Source organism: Micromonospora sp. SD12 (genome assembly GCF_052068495.1).
In the GTDB taxonomy this organism is placed as follows: Bacteria; Actinomycetota; Actinomycetes; order Mycobacteriales; family Micromonosporaceae; genus Micromonospora; species Micromonospora echinofusca.
On the sequence record NZ_JBQHDF010000021.1, the window covers coordinates 53446 to 69593 of the forward strand.

16 protein-coding genes are annotated in these 16148 nt (G+C 73.1%); 10 read left to right on the forward strand and 6 right to left on the reverse strand.

What is annotated here, in order from left to right; all coding sequences use genetic code 11:
* Positions 1-158 precede the first annotated feature (158 nt).
* The 4 genes from ACTMS2_RS26410 (at position 159) to ACTMS2_RS26425 (ending at position 4013) form a co-directional block, all read left to right on the forward strand.
* Entirely contained in the window at positions 159-1448 is a 1290-nt protein-coding gene (locus ACTMS2_RS26410) for a sugar ABC transporter substrate-binding protein (protein ID WP_357724322.1), read from the forward strand.
* Positions 1445-2431 (forward strand): carbohydrate ABC transporter permease, encoded by a 987-nt coding sequence (locus tag ACTMS2_RS26415; protein WP_441177828.1) that lies wholly within the window; start codon positions 1445-1447, stop codon positions 2429-2431. The genes ACTMS2_RS26410 and ACTMS2_RS26415 overlap by 4 nt, the downstream gene beginning before the upstream one ends.
* Complete coding sequence (locus ACTMS2_RS26420) at positions 2428-3285, forward strand: carbohydrate ABC transporter permease (protein WP_101412369.1); 858 nt, start codon at positions 2428-2430, stop codon at positions 3283-3285. Before ACTMS2_RS26415 ends, ACTMS2_RS26420 begins: the two co-directional genes overlap by 4 nt.
* A gap of 86 nt (positions 3286-3371) precedes the next feature.
* A complete protein-coding gene (locus tag ACTMS2_RS26425) occupies positions 3372-4013 on the forward strand; it encodes an MOSC domain-containing protein (protein ID WP_441177829.1) in 642 nt (213 codons plus the stop codon).
* Between the two features lie 76 nt (positions 4014-4089).
* Here ACTMS2_RS26425 and ACTMS2_RS26430 read toward each other — a convergent pair whose 3' ends face one another.
* The 3 genes from ACTMS2_RS26430 to ACTMS2_RS26440 all read right to left on the reverse strand — a co-directional run bounded on the left by ACTMS2_RS26430 (position 4090) and on the right by ACTMS2_RS26440 (position 7085).
* Entirely contained in the window at positions 4090-5025 is a 936-nt protein-coding gene (locus tag ACTMS2_RS26430; protein ID WP_088998884.1) for a phytanoyl-CoA dioxygenase family protein, read from the reverse strand.
* A 189-nt stretch (positions 5026-5214) separates the two neighbouring features.
* Positions 5215-6075 (reverse strand): hypothetical protein, encoded by an 861-nt coding sequence (locus tag ACTMS2_RS26435; RefSeq protein ID WP_441177830.1) that lies wholly within the window; start codon positions 6073-6075, stop codon positions 5215-5217.
* Between the two features lie 200 nt (positions 6076-6275).
* On the reverse strand, positions 6276-7085 hold the full coding sequence (locus ACTMS2_RS26440) for an enoyl-CoA hydratase-related protein (protein ID WP_441177831.1): 810 nt from the start codon (positions 7083-7085) through the stop codon (positions 6276-6278).
* 20 nt (positions 7086-7105) lie between these two features.
* Here ACTMS2_RS26440 and hemW point away from each other — a divergent pair, with 20 nt between their 5' ends.
* Positions 7106-8329, forward strand: coding sequence for a radical SAM family heme chaperone HemW (gene hemW / locus ACTMS2_RS26445; RefSeq protein WP_441177832.1), 1224 nt, complete (start codon positions 7106-7108; stop codon positions 8327-8329).
* A 40-nt stretch (positions 8330-8369) separates the two neighbouring features.
* Here hemW and ACTMS2_RS26450 read toward each other — a convergent pair whose 3' ends face one another.
* Entirely contained in the window at positions 8370-9071 is a 702-nt protein-coding gene (locus ACTMS2_RS26450) for a DUF4870 domain-containing protein (protein WP_441177833.1), read from the reverse strand.
* 245 nt (positions 9072-9316) lie between these two features.
* Between ACTMS2_RS26450 and hrcA the strand changes: the two genes are divergently transcribed.
* The 3 genes from hrcA (at position 9317) to ACTMS2_RS26465 (ending at position 12340) form a co-directional block, all read left to right on the forward strand.
* Positions 9317-10339: a heat-inducible transcriptional repressor HrcA gene (hrcA, locus tag ACTMS2_RS26455; RefSeq protein WP_101412363.1), complete on the forward strand. Its 1023-nt coding sequence runs from the start codon at positions 9317-9319 to the stop codon at positions 10337-10339.
* A 73-nt stretch (positions 10340-10412) separates the two neighbouring features.
* On the forward strand, positions 10413-11558 hold the full coding sequence (gene dnaJ, locus ACTMS2_RS26460; protein WP_172896642.1) for a molecular chaperone DnaJ: 1146 nt from the start codon (positions 10413-10415) through the stop codon (positions 11556-11558).
* Positions 11559-11605: 47 nt separating this feature from the next.
* Positions 11606-12340 (forward strand): 16S rRNA (uracil(1498)-N(3))-methyltransferase, encoded by a 735-nt coding sequence (locus ACTMS2_RS26465; protein WP_441177834.1) that lies wholly within the window; start codon positions 11606-11608, stop codon positions 12338-12340.
* 115 nt (positions 12341-12455) lie between these two features.
* Here ACTMS2_RS26465 and ppk2 read toward each other — a convergent pair whose 3' ends face one another.
* Both ppk2 and ACTMS2_RS26475 read right to left on the reverse strand, forming a co-directional pair.
* Entirely contained in the window at positions 12456-13364 is a 909-nt protein-coding gene (gene ppk2, locus ACTMS2_RS26470; protein WP_441177835.1) for a polyphosphate kinase 2, read from the reverse strand.
* Between the two features lie 76 nt (positions 13365-13440).
* Positions 13441-14202 (reverse strand): SDR family NAD(P)-dependent oxidoreductase, encoded by a 762-nt coding sequence (locus tag ACTMS2_RS26475; protein ID WP_441177836.1) that lies wholly within the window; start codon positions 14200-14202, stop codon positions 13441-13443.
* A gap of 141 nt (positions 14203-14343) precedes the next feature.
* Between ACTMS2_RS26475 and ACTMS2_RS26480 the strand changes: the two genes are divergently transcribed.
* Together ACTMS2_RS26480 and ACTMS2_RS26485 are read left to right on the forward strand one after the other, a co-directional pair.
* Entirely contained in the window at positions 14344-14703 is a 360-nt protein-coding gene (locus ACTMS2_RS26480) for a histidine triad nucleotide-binding protein (RefSeq protein WP_088998892.1), read from the forward strand.
* Positions 14700-16076 (forward strand): serine hydrolase domain-containing protein, encoded by a 1377-nt coding sequence (locus tag ACTMS2_RS26485; protein WP_441177837.1) that lies wholly within the window; start codon positions 14700-14702, stop codon positions 16074-16076. Before ACTMS2_RS26480 ends, ACTMS2_RS26485 begins: the two co-directional genes overlap by 4 nt.
* Positions 16077-16148: the final 72 nt, after the last annotated feature.

The following is a 16148-nucleotide window of genomic DNA, read 5'->3' on the forward strand; positions in this document are numbered from 1 at the left end:
CGGTGCGTCCGGTTTCGCCCCCGCGCCGGGCCGCGCGTGATCGGTCCGCTGCGGTACCGTCGCCTCTCTTCCGCCGACCGCCCACTGTCGTAAAGGAATTTTTCCTACTAAGGTGCGGCGGAGAAGGTTAGTGCCAAGCGGCGCGAGGGAGATGTGGCGTGAACAGGTGGAAGCGGCTGGCCCCGGTCACCGCCGTCGTGGCCTCGGCCGCGATGGTCCTGGCCGGTTGCGGTGGCTCCGATGACGACAAGGCTGCCGACAACAGCAAGCTCACGGTCTGGATGATGGGCGAGGGCAGCGAGGCGCAGACCAAGTTCCTCGACGGCGTCGAGACCGAGTTCCGGCAGAAGCACCCGGACACGGACGTGGTGGTCCAGTACATCCCCTGGCTCGAGGCGCCGAAGAAGTTCCAGGCCGCCCTCGCCGGCGGCGAAGGGCCGGACATCACGGAGCTGGGCAACACCGAGACCCAGGGCTGGGCGGCGCAGGAGGCGCTGGCCGACGTGACCGACCGGATGAACGGTTGGACCGAGGGCAAGGACATCCTCCCCGACCTGGTCAAGAACGCCCAGCTCGACGGCAAGCAGTACGGCGTGCCGTGGTACGCCGGCGTGCGGGGGATGTACTACCGCACCGACTGGTTCGCCGAGGCGGGCGTGAAGCCGCCGACGAACTGGGAGGAACTGGTCTCCGCCGCCAAGACCGTGCAGGCCAAGAAGCCCGGCACGTACGGCATCGCGCTGCCCGGCAACTCCGAGCTGCCCTTCTACTCGTTCCTCTGGGGCGCCGGCGCGGAGATCGCGACGCAGCAGGGCGACTCCTGGAAGTCCGGCTACAACACGCCGGAGGCGCAGAAGGCCGTCAAGTTCTGGACCGACCTGGTGACCGTGCACAAGGTGGCCCCGCCGGCCGCCGCGGGCTGGAACGAGATCGACGCCCGGACGCAGTTCGCCACCGGCAAGGCGGCGATGGCCTTCGGCGGTAGCTGGCAGCAGGGCGCCATCAAGAAGGACAACCCGGAGATCGAGAAGGTCTGGGGCACGTTCCCGATCCCCGGCCCCGACGGCAAGGCGGCGCCCGGCTTCGCCGGCGGCTCCGACGTCGCGATCTGGAAGGACAGCGAGCGGCAGGATCTCGCCTGGGACTACCTGACCGTGCTGCTGAACAAGAAGAACGACCAGGCGTTCGCCGACAGCCTCGGCTTCTTCCCGGTCTACAAGGACCTCGTCGGTGGCGACAAGTACGCCAGCGACAAGATCATGGCGGCGTTCGCCACCACGATGCAGAACACCAAGCTCACGCCGCTCACCCCCAAGTGGGTCGAGGTCAGCCGGACCAAGACGGTGACCCAGGCGATGAACAGCTCGGTCATGAAGGGTCAGAAGACGGTCGAGAAGGCTACCGCCGACGCGGCCGCGGAGATGGAAAGCATCCTCAACGCCAAGTGACCACGCTGACCGAGGCGCCGGAGACGGCCGCCGCGCGGGAGACCCCCGCGCGGCGGCGTCGCCGGGTGGACCGCCTGCCCTACCTGCTGCTCCTGCCCTGTCTGGTGATCATCGGCGTGCTACTGCTCTGGCCGCTCGGCCAGGTGGTGGTGATGTCCTTCCACCAGCTCAACAACGTCCGACAGTTGCGCGGCGACCGCGAGTGGCCGTGGGTGGGCCTCGGCAACTACGCCGAGATCCTCAGCGACCCGTTCTTCCTGACGGTGCTGCGCAACACGGTGCTCTTCGCCGTGGCCAACGTCGCGCTCACGATGGTGCTGGGCACCCTGGTCGGGCTGCTGCTCAACCGGCTCGGCAGGCGGATGGCCGCCTTCGTGGCCAGTTGCGTGATGCTCGCCTGGGCCACCCCGGCGCTGACCGGCACGATCGTCTGGAAGTGGATCTTCGACGACACGAGCGGCCTGGTCACCTGGTTGTTCAACGCGCTGCCCGACGGGCTGTCGCAGAGCCTCTTCGGGCGTAGTGACTGGACCGGCTACGGCTGGTTCAACTCGCCCCTGCTGTTCTTCTCGATCCTGACCCTGGTGGTGGTCTGGCACTCGTTCCCGTTCATCGCGGTCAGCGTGCTGGCCGGGCTCAAGAGCGTGCCGAGCGAGCTGCACGAGGCGGCCCGGGTCGACGGGGCCGGGCCGTGGAAGGTGTTCTGGAAGATCACCTTCCCGCTGCTGCGGCCGGTCTTCGGGATCCTGGTCGTGCTCTCCACGATCTGGGACTTCAAGGTCTTCACCCAGCAGTTCGTGCTGGCCGGCGGTACGCAGGACCGGCCGACGTTCATGCTCTCCATCTACTCGTACGCGGAGGCGTTCTCGCCCCCGCCGAAGTACGGCCTCGGTGCCGCGATCGCGGTGATCCTCACCCTGATCCTGCTGGTGGTGACCGGCCTCTACGTCCGCATGGTGCTCAAGCAGGAGGAGGACGCGTGACGCGACGCGGAGGCGGCGGGGGTGCGAAGCGGCTCGCCCTCAACGGCGCGGGGCTGCTGGTGGCGCTCTTCGCGGCGTTCCCGGTCTACTGGATGATCGCGACCTCGCTGAAGCCGAGTTCGGAGATCTTCTCGTCCACCCCCCGGCCGGTGCCCAGCGAGCCGACCCTGGAGCACTACCGGCAGATCCTCACCGGCAACCTGATCCCGGGCGTCACGTTCGCCGACTTCTTCCTCAACAGCGCGCTGGTGGCGGTCTCCACGGTGGTGCTCAGCGGCCTCGTTGCGCTGCTGGCCGCCACCGCGGTGGCCCGGTTCCGGTTCAAGCTGCGGACCACGTTCCTGATCATGCTGCTGGTGGTGCAGATGATCCCGCTGGAGGCGCTGGTCATCCCGCTGTTCCTGATGATCCAGCGGCTCGGGCTCTACAACACCCTGCCCAGCCTGATCCTCACCTACCTCGGCTTCTCGCTGCCGTTCGCGGTCTGGATGCTGCGCGGCTTCGTCGCCGCCGTGCCCAAGGAACTGGAGGAGGCCGCCGCCATCGACGGGGCCAGCCGGGCGCAGACCTTCCGCAAGGTGCTCTTCCCGCTGGTGGCGCCCGGGCTGGTGGCCACGAGCATCTTCTCGTTCATCACCGCCTGGAACGAGCTGATCTTCGCGCTGACCTTCATCAACGACCAGGAGAGCTACACGCTGCCGGTCGCGATGACGTTCTTCTTCGGCCGCGACGACACCGCCTGGGGCCCGGTGATGGCCGCCTCCACGCTGTTCACCCTGCCGGTGATCGTCTTCTTCCTGCTGGTGCAGCGGCGGATGGTCTCCGGGCTGGTGGCCGGAGCCGTCAAGGGCTGAGCCCGTGCCGGGAAGGGCCCCCGCCGACGCCGGGGGGCCCTTCCCGGCCCCCGTCGTCGACGGCCGCGCGGGCTAGGCTGACCGCCATGACGGGCAGGCTGGCTTCGGTGAACATCGGCATCGTGACCGAGGCGAAATGGGCGGGCGACGCGAGCGGCCGCAGTGGCATCGACAAGCGGCCGGTCGACGGCCCGGCGCTGCTGCGCACCGACGGGGTGGCCGGCGACTTCATCGGCGAACGCGCCCACCACGGCGGCCCGGACCAGGCGGTCTACGCGTACGCCGGGGAGGACGCCGCCTGGTGGGCGGGGGAGCTGGGCCGCGACATCGGCCCCGGCGCCTTCGGGGAGAACCTCACCACGCACGCGCTGGACGTGACGGGCGCCGTGGTCGGGGAGCAGTGGGCGGTCGGCTCGGCGCTGCTCCAGGTGACCAAGCCGCGTACGCCCTGCCGGACGTTCGCCGGCTTCTGGGGTGTGCCCGACCTGATCAAACGGTTCACGGCGCGGGCAGCGCCCGGGGCGTACCTGCGGGTGCTGCGCGAGGGAGAGGTCGGCCCGGGCGACCCGGTCGCGGTGGTGGACCGGCCCGCGCACGGGGTGACGATCGGCGAGGTGTTCCGGGCCCTGAGCCTGGAGCCGGAGTTGCTGCCCCGGCTGCTCGACGCTGCCGACCTGCCGGAAGGGCTCCGGGAGAAGGCACGCCGTCGGCTCGCCGGCACGGGCTGACCGGCGCGACCCACACGAACGGACGGGCCCCGTCCCGTGGGGGAGGGGGCCCGTCCGGCGTCGGCGCGGGTGCGGCTCAGCGCAGCCAGGGCACGCTGCGGTCGAGCAGACCGCGCTGCTTGAGTTCCTTGCGCAGCGGGATCTCGTCGTCGATGTAGCCGTCCCAGTTGATGCCCCAGTAGTTGGCGGTGTGGGTGCCCTCACCGCAGAGCTGGCGCTGCACCGGCGTGCGGTTGGCCCACCACTCGCCGTCCTTGTCGATGTGCAGCTCGTCCAGCGGCCGGATCCACCGGTACGTGTAGCCGACGAAGAGCATCTTGCGGGTGATGGTCGACAGGTTGGTCGACCGCGAGTGCCACTGGCGGCGGTCGAAGATGAAGGCGTCACCGGGGTTGGCGGTGATCTCCACCGTGCCCTCCGGGTCGGGGTTGTGCACGGAGGTGTCCTCCGGGCGGGGCAGCGAGTTCCACAGGTGGCTGCCCGGGATCACCTTCGTGGCGCCCCGGCCCTTCTCCGACAGGTCGGACAGGACGTAGGCCACCTTCAGCGAGAACATCGGCCGGGGCAGGTTCGGGTCCATCGTCTCCGGGTCGGAGTTCTGCCGGTACCCGTCCTGGTGCCACCCCCAGTAGGGCTTCTCCGGCTCCGCCGCCGGCGGGGTGACGTCCAGGTGGTTGTGGTGGGTGTAGATGTTCCAGCCGGCCAGGCCCCACATGTACGGGAAGGCGATCGGGTGGGTCAGCAGGTCACCGAAGAGCTCGTCGCGCTCCAGGAAGCCCAGCAGGTGCAGGGTGCCGTCCTTGGTGGTGGTGCCCTTCGCCTGCTCCTCGGCGTAGACGCGGTCCACCGCCGCCTCCAGCGCCGCCCGGTGGTCCTCCGTCAGCACGTTGCGCAGCAGGAGGAAGCCCTGCTCGTGGAACTCCTTGCGGTCGGTGTCACTGATCGGTTCGTAACCGGTCCGGTCGCCGTAGTCGAACACCTCGACGTACCCCTCCCCATGAGGCGAAACCATTGCTGGCACAGGCCGCCGATCGTAACGCGCTGGTTCCGGGGCGAGGTACTACCCGGCCCGATATGCGACCGTAGCGCGGACCCAGGGGAGTAGTGCGGTCACGCCGCGCAGCGTGTCGGGGATTCGACGGGGCCTATCGACCGTAATGCCGGTTTACGCGGTGACTGCCGGTAAGGAGATCGAGGGCCACTACGCCTCGGCGAAGACCTCCGCGACCACCCGACCGTCGGCCGGGGCGTCGTCGGTCCGGTTCCAGGTGCCCGCGCGGGCCGTCCACTCCAGGTCGCCGAAGCGCACCCGCTTCACGCCGTGGTCCTGGGCGTGGGAGACCAGCCAGTGCGCGTACCGCCAGCCCCGACGCTCGTCGGCGGCGGGGACCGTCAGGCCCGTCAGGCTCGCCGCGGTGCTGGCGCCGGCCAGGCCCCAGTCCAGCGCCAGGCCGCGGGTCAGCGCGATCGCGGCGGCCTCGCCGCGCATCGCCGGGTCGCGGCCCACAGTGCAGGCGACGGCGCCGGTGGCGTGTCCGACGAGGGCCCGGGTCAGCACCTCGGACTCGTCCGCCCACTTCTGGTACGCCTCGGGGAAGGCCGAGCGCTGCACCTTCTGCGCCGCGTCGGTGACCCGCATCCGCTCCCAGCCGCGCACCTTCTTGAGCCCGGCGTAGAACTTGCCGGCCGCGTAGCGGGGGTCGCGGATCTGCTCCGGGGTGCCCCAGCCCTGGCTCGGGCGCTGCTGGAACAGCCCGACCGAGTCGCGGTCGCCGCCGGCGAGGTTGCGCAGGCCGGACTCCTGGTAGGCGGTGGCCAGCGCGACGACGACGGCCCGCTCGGGCATCTTGCGCTGGATGCCGATGGCCGCGATCGTCGCCGCGTTGGCCATCTGGTCGGCGTCCAGCGCCACCCGGCCGTCCGCCTGCACCGTGCACGTCCGGCTGGCCAGGGGAAGGCGCAACTGCCCGCCCATCTGCCGGACGACGACCCAGATCCCGACCACGGCGAGGACGACGAGGACGACGCCGCCCGCCACGACTGCGCGAGTACGCACCCACACCCCCTGATCGACAGTCCGACAAGCGTACGTCCCCCGTGGCGCCTTGCGGGTCGTCCGACCGGTTCCGCCCGACCGCCCGGTGTGGCACCGGCCACCAGGCGGCCCGGGGGTCCGGACGTTCCCGTTTCCCGCGCGGCCTCACCCGGGCGTCACCGGCCGCGACCGTGCTGCCCCGGCTGCACCCCCGCGCGGTCCTCGCCCTACCGCCCCTCGCCCGCCGTGGCGTCGCCGTCGGTCGGCACCCAGCGCGCCGGCCGCTTCTCCCGGAACGCCAGGACGCCCTCGCGCCCCTCCTCCGACAGGAAGTACCCGGTCGACAGGGTGGACAGCCCGGCGATCTCCGTCCGCAGGTCCGTGGCGGGCGGCCGGCGCAGCAGCTGCTTCGCCCCGGCCAGCGCGCCCGGTGCCCCCCGCACCAGAGAGTCGCAGTACCCCGCAACCGCCGCGTCCAGCCCGTCCGCCGGCACGGCGGCGGTGACCAGGCCGATCTCGGCGGCCCGCCGGCCGTCGAAGGTGTCGCCGGTCAGGTAGAGCTCGGCCGCCGCGCGGGGGTGCAGCCGGGGCAGCACGGTCGCGGAGATCACCGCCGGGATCACCCCGATCCGCACCTCGGTGAAGGCGAACGTCGCCTCCCGCGCGCAGACCGCCAGGTCGGCCGCCGCGATCAGGCCCAGGCCGCCGGCCCGGGCCGGACCGGCCACCTTCGTCACCACCGGCTTCGGGCACTCCCAGACCGCCGCGAGCACGTCGCCGAGCATCCCGGCCGGCACGGTCCCGCTGGCGTACGCGGCGGCGGTCTCCTTCAGGTCCGCGCCGGAGCAGAAGACCGGGCCCGTGTGGTCCAGCACGATCACGCGTACGGCGTCGTCGGCGACCGCCTCGGCGAGGCCGGCCAGCAGCTGGGTCATCAGCGGCGTGGAGAGCGCGTTGCGGTTGTGCGGGCTGTCCAGGGTGAGCGTGGTCACCCCACGGGCCGTGGCGGCCCGTACGAGCACGTCGGGAGAGGTCATGGAAGGGCACACTAGTGGCCATGCCCGGCGTCCTTCCAGAAGGCGAAACCGTCCCCGTCGACGGGTCGCTGCCCGCCACCGCCACCCGTGCCGTCGGCGCGCGCGGCTTCGGCGTGTACGTGCACGTGCCGTTCTGCGCCAGTCGCTGCGGCTACTGCGACTTCAACACCTACACCTCCGCCGAGCTGGGCGGCGGGGCGAGCCGGGAGGGGTACGCCGACACCGTGCTGGCCGAGCTGGCGCTCGCCCGCCGGGTGCTGGGCGACGCCCCGCCGCCCCGGGTCGACACCGTGTTCGTCGGCGGCGGCACCCCGACGCTGCTCCCCGCCGACGACCTGGCCCGGATCCTCGACGGCATCGACCGCACGTGGGGGCTCGCGCCCGACGTCGAGGTGACCACCGAGGCCAACCCCGAGTCGGTCACGCCGGAGTCGCTCAAGGCGCTGCGGGCCGCCGGCTACACCCGGATCTCGCTGGGCATGCAGTCCGCCGCCCCCGGGGTGCTGGCGATCCTCGACCGCACGCACAGCGCCGGCCGGGCCGTCGCCGCCGCCCGCGAGGCGCGCGACGCCGGGTTCGACCACGTCAACCTGGACCTGATCTACGGCACGCCGGGGGAGACCGAGGCCGACTTCGCCGCCTCCCTCGACCAGGTCGTCGCCGCCGGGGTGGACCACGTCAGCGCGTACGCCCTGATCGTGGAGGACGGCACCCGGCTGGCCGCGCGGATGCGGCGCGGCGAGCTGCCGTACCCCTCCGACGACGTCGCCGCGGACCGCTACCTCGCCGCGGAGGCCGCCCTCGGCGCGGCCGGTCTCTCCTGGTACGAGGTGTCGAACTGGGCCCGCGACGAGGCGGCCCGGTGCCGGCACAACCTGCTCTACTGGACCGGCGCCGACTGGTGGGGTCTCGGCCCGGGCGCGCACAGCCACGTCGGCGGCGTGCGCTGGTGGAACGTCAAGCACCCCACGACGTACGCGAAGCGGCTGGCCGGCGGCGGGTCGCCCGGCCTGGCCCGCGAGGTGCTCACCGCCGACGAGGCGCACATGGAGGACGTCATGCTCCGGCTGCGCCTCGCCTCCGGGCTGCCGCTGGACGCCCTCGACGAGGCCGGCCGGGCCGGTGCCGCGCGGGCCCTCGGCGCCGGGCTGCTGGCCGCCGACGAGCACGCGGCCGGGCGGGCCGTGCTGACCCTGCGCGGCCGGCTGCTCGCCGACGCGGTCGTGCGTGACCTGCTGCCCTGAACCGCGTGCCGGGGCCGGCCGGGGGAGCGGCCGACCCGGGTCACCTGGTGAAGCTGTAGGTCATCGGGTAGCGGTAGAGCACGCCCTCGTTGGCCTTGACGCCGCCGATGATGCCGAAGATCAGCGGCACCAGCCAGACGAGCATCGGGACGAAGAACAGCACCCCGCAGGTGATCAGCGTGACCACCCAGCTCAGCACCCCGACGATCGTCCAGGTGAGCTGGAAGTTCAGCGCCGCGACGGCGTGCGCCCGGGCGGTCGGGGACTGCTGCCCCCGGGCCATCAGCGCGATCAGCGGCGCCAGCCAGCCGAGCAGGCCACCGCCGACGATCACGCCGACCGCGCCGCCGAAGTGGGCGATGAGGGCCCAGTTCTTGTCGTCGTTGCTGGCGTAGCCGCCCGTCGGCGCACCGTAGCCGCCCCCGCCGGGATACCCGGCCCCGGGCGGCGGGAAGCCACCGGGCGGCGGATAGCCGGCCCCGGGCGGCGGGAAGCCACCGGGTGGGGGAAGGTCGCCGGGCGGCGGGTACGCGCCGGGCGGGGGATAGCCGCCCGACGGCGGCTGGTCACCGGTGGGCGGCGGATAGCCACCGGGCGGAGGATGGCTGCCCGGGCCCGGTGCCCCGGACAGTGGAGCGGTGGATTCGTCGGAGCCGGCGGGGCCGGGGACCCCCGACGGGGCGGTCGGGTCCGGCGGGAAGCCGGGGTCCCCCGCTCCGGGAGGGCGAGGTGGTTCGGTCATGGAGGTCACGGTAGGGGCAGCCGGCAAGGCGGCACCAGCGTGACACCGGTCGGGATGTCCGAATGGCCGGTCCCGGGCGCCCGCGGACGGGCCGGCACGGTCGGCGATCGGACCGATCGCCCCAGGTCGATCATCGCGTCGGGGGCCCCGCCGACGTAGACTGGCACTCGCTACAGTCGAGTGCCAGCAACCAGCCCGCCCGGCCCCCGCGTGCCGGTGCCGACGTGCGACAGGAGGTGGGGAGGATGGGTCTCGACGACCGCAAGCTCGCCGTGCTGCGCGCGATCGTCGAGGACTACGTCGCCACGCAGGAGCCCGTGGGCAGCAAGGCGCTGGTCGAACGGCACCAGCTGGGGGTCTCGCCGGCGACCGTCCGCAACGACATGGCCGTGCTGGAGGAGGAGGGCTACATCCGCCAGCCGCACACCAGCGCCGGCCGGGTGCCCACCGACCGGGGCTACCGGCTCTTCGTGGACCGGCTGTCCCGGGTCAAGCCGCTCAGCCCGGCCGAGCGCCGGGCCATCGAGCGCTTCCTGGTCGGCGCCGTCGACCTCGACGACGTGGTGCACCGCACCGTCCGGCTGCTGGCGCAACTGACCCGGCAGGTCGCCGTCGTGCAGTACCCGAGCCTGGCCCGTTCCTCGGTGCGTCACCTGGAGCTGGTGCCGATCTCCACCACCCGGCTGATGCTCGTCATGATCGCCGACACCGGCCGGGTCGAGCAGCGGCTGGTCGAGCTGCCCGCCCCGATCCCCGCCGACGACGTCACCGACCTGCGCCGGCTGGTCAACGAGAAGCTGGTCGGCACCCGGCTGTCGGAGACCCCGCCGCTGGTGCAGGCCCTGGTCGAGGAGTCGGTGCCGCACCTGCGCCCGGCCATGACCACCCTCTCCACCGTGCTGCTGGAGACGCTGATCGAGCGGCACGAGGAGCGGATCGCGCTGGCCGGCACGGCCAACCTCACCCGGGGTGGCCTGCTCGACTTCCAGGGCTCCCTGCGCCCCATCCTGGAGGCGCTGGAGGAGGAGGTCGTCATGCTCAAGCTCATCGGCGAGGCCGAGCCGAGCACGACGCGGGTGCTGATCGGCGACGAGAACGAGATCGACAACCTGCGCGCCGCCTCGGTGGTCAGCACCGGCTACGGGCCGGGCACGACCAGCGTCGGCGGCCTCGGTGTGCTCGGGCCGACGCGGATGGACTACCCCGGCACCATCGCCACGGTGCGGGCCGTGGCACGCTACGTGGGCGAGCTGCTGGCCCAGAACTGACCAGTCAGGGCCGACGGCCGGCTCCCGCCGCCGACCGGCGCAACGCGAGACGAACATGAGGACACGGAACGCAGTGGCCAGGGACTACTACGGCATTCTCGGGGTGAGCCGGGAAGCCTCCGACGACGAGATCAAGCGCGCCTACCGCAAGCTGGCGCGGCAGTTCCACCCGGACGTGAATCCGGATCCGGAGGCCCAGGAGAAGTTCAAGGACATCAACGCCGCGTACGAGGTCCTCTCGGACGACCGGAAACGGCAGATCGTCGACCTGGGCGGCGACCCGCTCGCCCCCGGCGGCGGGGGCGCGGGTGGCCCGGGTGGCCCCGGCGGCGCCGGGCCGTTCGTCGGCTTCCAGGACATCATGGACGCGTTCTTCGGCGGCGCGGCCGGCGGCTCGCGGGGTCCCCGACCCCGGACCCGGCCCGGCGCCGACGCGATCCTGCGCCTGGAGTTGGACCTGCACGAGACCGCGTTCGGCGTCGAGGCGCCGATCACCGTCGACACCGCCGTGCTCTGCACCACCTGCTCCGGCGCCGGCACGGCGGCCGGCACCCACCTGGCCACCTGCGAGGCGTGCGCCGGCCGGGGCGAGGTGCAGTCCGTGCAGCGCACCTTCCTCGGTCAGGTGGTCTCCGCCCGGCCGTGCACGGTCTGCCAGGGCTACGGCACCACCATTCCGCACCCGTGCCCGACCTGCGCCGGCGACGGCCGGGTCCGCACCCGGCGTTCGCTGACCGTCAAGATCCCGGCGGGTGTCGAGGACGGCATGCGCATCCGGCTCGCCCAGCAGGGCGAGGTCGGCCCCGGCGGCGGCACGGCCGGCGACCTCTACGTGGAGATCCACGAGCGGCCGCACGACGTCTACTCCCGCAAGGGCGACGACCTGCACTGCCGGGTCACGGTGCCGATGACGGCGGCGGCGCTCGGCACGCGGCTGACCATCAAGACGCTGGACAGCGAGGAGACGGTCGACGTCAAGGCCGGCACCCAGCCGGGCAGCACCATGCGGCTGCGCGCGCGGGGCGTGCCGCACCTGCGCGGCACCGGCCGGGGCGACCTCTACGTGCACCTCGACGTGCGCACCCCCACCAAGCTCGACGCCGACCAGGAGAAGATGCTGCGCGACTTCGCCAAGACCCGGGGCGAGGAGGTCGCCGAGCTCACCAAGCAGGGCGGCTTCTTCTCCCGGATGCGCGACGCCTTCAACGGCCACGCCTGACCGGCCTGACCGCCCCGGGGTCCGCCAGGGCGGCTAGCCTGATCGTCGTGTCCGCGCCGCTGTTCCTGGTCGAGTCGCTGCCCACCGCCGACCAGCTCACCCTGGGCGGCCCCGAGGGGCACCACGCCGCCACCGTGCAACGGCTGCGCGTCGGCGAGGAACTGCTGCTCGCCGACGGCCGGGGCGGCACCGCGTCCGCGGTGGTCACGGCCGTCGGCCGGGGCACCCTCGAACTCGACGTCGTCTCCCGGGGGTACGTCGACGCGTCCGTCCCCCGGCTCGTGGTGGTGCAGGGCATCGCCAAGGGCGACCGGGGTGAACTGGCCGTGCAGGCGATGACCGAGGTCGGGGTGGACGAGATCGTGCCCTGGGCGGCGTCCCGCTCGGTGGCGCAGTGGCGCGGCGACCGGGGCGCCCGGGCCCGGGAGAAGTGGGTGGCGACGGCCCGGGAGGCGGCGAAGCAGGCCCGCCGATCGTGGCTTCCGGTGGTGGCCGGCGCTCCGGACGAGTCCACCGCGACGGTGGCCCGCCGGATCGCCGGCGCCGCCGCGGCGTTCGTCCTGCACGAGGAGGCGCGGGAGCGGCTGACCACCGTCGAGCTGCCCGCCGCCGGCGAGATCGTGCTGGTCGTCGGCCCGGAGGGCGGCATCGCCCCGGCCGAGCTGACCGCCTTCACCGAGGCGGGCGCCCGGCCGGTGCGGCTGGGACCCTCGGTGCTGCGTACGTCGACCGCCGGGGTGGCTGCCCTCAGCGTCCTGGCCACCCGCCTCGGCCACTGGTGACCGACGGCGGCACCCGGCCCGACGGGGGTCGGTCACCGGCGGTGCGGGCCTCGTCGGTGACCGTCGCCGGCCAGGGCATCGCGTCCAGGCTGGTCGGGGCGGGCGCCCGGCGGGGTCAGAGCCTGGGAAAGACGTGGACCGGCTGCTCCTGCGGGTCCAGGTCAAGCCCGGCCGGGCCGATGATCCGCGGGTCCGGTACGCCGACCACCTCGTGGTCCTTGTCGGTGTAGTCGAAGCGGCTCAGCACGTGGCGCATCGCCTCGATCCGGGCCCGCTTCTTGTCGTTGCTCTTCACGACCGTCCACGGGGCGTCGGCGGTGTCGGTGTAGAAGAACATCGCCTCCTTGGCCTCGGTGTACTCGTCCCACTTGTCGAGTGAGGCGATGTCCATGTCGGAGAGCTTCCACTGCCGCACCGGGTCGACCTGGCGGACGGCGAACCGGGTGCGCTGTTCGTTCTGGGACACCGAGAACCAGAACTTGACCAGGCGGATGCCCGAGCGCACCAGCATCCTCTCCAGTTCGGGGGCCTGGCGTAGGAACTCGAGGTACTCCTTGCGGGTGCAGAAGCCCATCACCCGCTCCACCCCGGCGCGGTTGTACCAGGACCGGTCGAACAGCACGATCTCGCCGGCCGCCGGCAGGTGCCCGAGCCACCGCTGGAAGTACCACTGGGTGGACTCCCGCTCGTTCGGCTTGGCCAGGGCCACCACCGACGCGCCGCGCGGATTGAGGTGCTCCATGAAGCGCTTGATCGTCCCGCCCTTGCCGGCCGCGTCGCGCCCCTCGAAGAGGATCACGAGACGCTCGCCGGACTCCCGGATCCAGTCCTGGAGCTTTAGCAGCTCGATCTGGAGCAGCCGCTTGTGGTGGTCGTACTCCGTGCGCGCCATCCGCTCGTCGTACGGGTAGTCCTCCCGCCAGGTGTCCACCGGGCTGCCGTCCGGGCGCAGCAGTACGGGATCGTCGTCGTGACCGTCGACCACCTGGTAGTCGTCGGTGAGGTCCAGCACGCTGTCCGTCATGCCGGCAACCCTTACCCCGGCAGTGCCCACCGTCACCCCCGCCACGCTGGGAGTTCGTTGAGGGACGGGGCCCGGGTCAGCTCCGCAGGTAGGACGCGCCGTTGAGGTCGACGATGGTGCCGGAGGCCCACTCCGCCTGCGGGGACGCGAGCCAGTGCACGGCGGCGGCGATCTCCTCGGGGCGGGCCACCCGGTTGAACGGGCTCTGCGCCCGGATCGCGGCGCCCCGATCCCCGCTCAGGTGGCCGGTGGTCATGTCGGTCTCCACGAAGCCCGGGGCGACCGTGGCGATCGTGATGCCGTACGGGGCGAGGGCCACCGCCAGCGACTGGCCCAGTGCGTTCAACCCCGCCTTGCTCGCCCCGTACGCGGGCTGCTCCGGCTCGCCCCGGAAGGCTCCCCGGGAGGAGACGTTGACGATCCGGCCGCCCCGGTCGCGCATGTGCTGCGCGGCGCACCAGATGACGTTGCCCGCCCCGGTGAGGTTGGTCTCCAGCACCTGCCGCCACTGCGCGCGCCACTGCTCGTAGGAGGCGCCAAAGACCGGGTGCGGGGCGTCCCGCTCGCCGTACACGCCGGCGTTGTTGACCAGCACGTCCAGCCCGCCCAGCAGGCCGGCCGCCTCGTCGACCATGGCCCGTACGGCGTCCGGGTCGGTCAGGTCGGCGCGGACGACGACGTGCCCCCCGCCGGGCAGTTCGGCGCGCAGCCCGTCGGCCAGCTCCGCGGAGTCCCGGTGGTGGATCGCCACCCGGTCGCCGCCTGCCGCGAACGCGGTCGCCACCGCCCGCCCGATGCCGCGCGAGGCCCCCGTCACCAGTACCGCCCGTGAAGTCACGCCGGCCATCATGCCCGACCGCCCCGCCCCGCCCGCGCCGAGGGAACCACCCCGCAGGCGGTGAGGTCACCCGCCGCCGGAGGGCGGCGGGGGAACCCGCCACCGGGGCGTCGGCGGCGTGCCCTTCCTTACACTGCCCCGATGGGAACCGACTGCCTGTTCTGCCGCATCGTCGCCGGGGAGATCCCGGCCACGATCGTCCGGGAAACCGCCACCACGCTCGCCTTCCGCGACATCGACCCGAAGGCGCCGGTGCACGTGCTGGTCATCCCGAAGGAGCACTACGCCGACGTGGCGACGCTCGCCCAGGGCGACCCGGCGCTCGCCGGGGAGGTGCTCGCCACGGCCGCCGCGGTGGCCGAGGACGAGGGGCTGCTCGGCGACGGCTTCCGGCTGATGTTCAACACCGGCGCGTACGGCGGCCAGGAGGTCTTCCACGTGCACGCGCACGTGCTCGGCGGGGCGCCGCTGGGCCCCATGCTGGCCCGGAACCTCGCGTGACGGGGGTCGACGACCGCCTGTCGCGGATGGTCCGTACGGTCCAGGCGCAGGCCCGGGTGCCGGCGGTGTCGGCGGCACTGCACCGGGCGGACCGCCCGCTCTGGACGTGCGCCGTCGGCGGGACCGGCAACGACACGGAGCTGGGGCCCGGCACCCGGTTCCGGATCGGGTCGGTCACGAAGACGTTCACCGCCGTGCTGACCCTCCAGTGCCGCGACGACGGCCTGCTCGACCTCGACGACCCGCTGGACCGGCACCTGGACCTGCCGGCCCACGGTGGGCTGACCGTACGCCGGCTGCTGTCGCACACCGCCGGCCTGCAACGGGAGCCGTACGGCGACGTCTGGGACACCCTGCGCGCGCCCGACGTCGACGGGCTGGTCGCCGACCTGGCCCGGGCCGAGCGGGTGCTGCCCCCGGGCCGCCGCTACCACTACTCGAACCTCGGCATGGCGCTGCTCGGTCGGCTCGTCGGCCACCTGAGGGGTGGCACCTGGGCGGAGGTGCTCGCCGAGCGGGTGCTGACCCCGCTGGGGCTGGCCGGGACCTCGGTGACGCCCGGGCCGTACGCCGCGACGGGGTTCCTGGTCGACGCCTACTCCGACGAGGCGCACCCCGAGCCGCCGACCGACTTCGGGGCGGTCGGCCCGGCGGCGCAGCTCTGGAGCACCGCCTCGGACATGGCCCGTTGGGCCGCCTTCCTCGCCGACCCGGCGGCGCTGGACCCGGCGGGCGCCGTGCTCGCCCCGGCGACGCTCGACGAGATGCGCTGGCCGGCGACGGTCACCGACGAGACGCTCTGGGCCGGCGGCTTCGGGCTGGGGCTGATCCTGGTGCCGCAGGGCAAGCGGATCATGCACGTCGGCCACGACGGCGCGATGCCCGGATTCCTGGCCGGCGTCTACGGCCGGCGGGGCGGGGAGGGCACCCCCGGCGCGATGGGGGTCGCGGTGCTCGGCTCCTCCGGCACCGCCGGCGAGGTCCTCGACCTGCCGCACCGGCTGCTGGCCGCCGCGGTCGAGCACGATCCCGCCGACATCACGCCGTGGCGGCCGGGCCCGCCCGCCCCCGAAGGCGTACGCGGGCTGCTCGGTCGCTGGTGGGGGGAGGGTTTCGAGTACGTCTTCTCCTGGCACGGCGGCGAACTGCGGGCCCGGGGCGCCGACGACCCGGCGGGCAAGCCCCCCTCGGTCTTCGTCCCGCTGCCGGACCGGCCGGACGTGTTCCGTACGCTCTCGGGCCGGGAGGCGGGCGAACTGCTCCGGCTGACCAGGGACGAGCACGGCACGGTGGTCCGGATGCACTGGGCGACCTACCGGTTCACCCGCCACCAGGAGACCTTCGAGCGGTACGACTTCCGGGCCGGCTCCTGACGCGCGAGCGGACGGGCCGGGCCGGGGCCGGGCGGCCACCCCGTCCGGTCGCCCCTGGGCACTGCCGGTCCG

Coding starts and splice junctions, on each gene's coding strand:
- ACTMS2_RS26425 (WP_441177829.1), top strand. CDS start 3,372: ATGACGGGCAGGCTGGCTTCGGTGAACATCGGCATCGTGACCGAGGCG.
- ACTMS2_RS26430 (WP_088998884.1), bottom strand. CDS start 5,025: ATGGTTTCGCCTCATGGGGAGGGGTACGTCGAGGTGTTCGACTACGGC.
- ACTMS2_RS26440 (WP_441177831.1), bottom strand. CDS start 7,085: ATGACCTCTCCCGACGTGCTCGTACGGGCCGCCACGGCCCGTGGGGTG.
- hemW (WP_441177832.1), top strand. CDS start 7,106: ATGCCCGGCGTCCTTCCAGAAGGCGAAACCGTCCCCGTCGACGGGTCG.
- ACTMS2_RS26450 (WP_441177833.1), bottom strand. CDS start 9,071: ATGACCGAACCACCTCGCCCTCCCGGAGCGGGGGACCCCGGCTTCCCG.
- hrcA (WP_101412363.1), top strand. CDS start 9,317: ATGGGTCTCGACGACCGCAAGCTCGCCGTGCTGCGCGCGATCGTCGAG.
- ppk2 (WP_441177835.1), bottom strand. CDS start 13,364: ATGACGGACAGCGTGCTGGACCTCACCGACGACTACCAGGTGGTCGAC.
- ACTMS2_RS26480 (WP_088998892.1), top strand. CDS start 14,344: ATGGGAACCGACTGCCTGTTCTGCCGCATCGTCGCCGGGGAGATCCCG.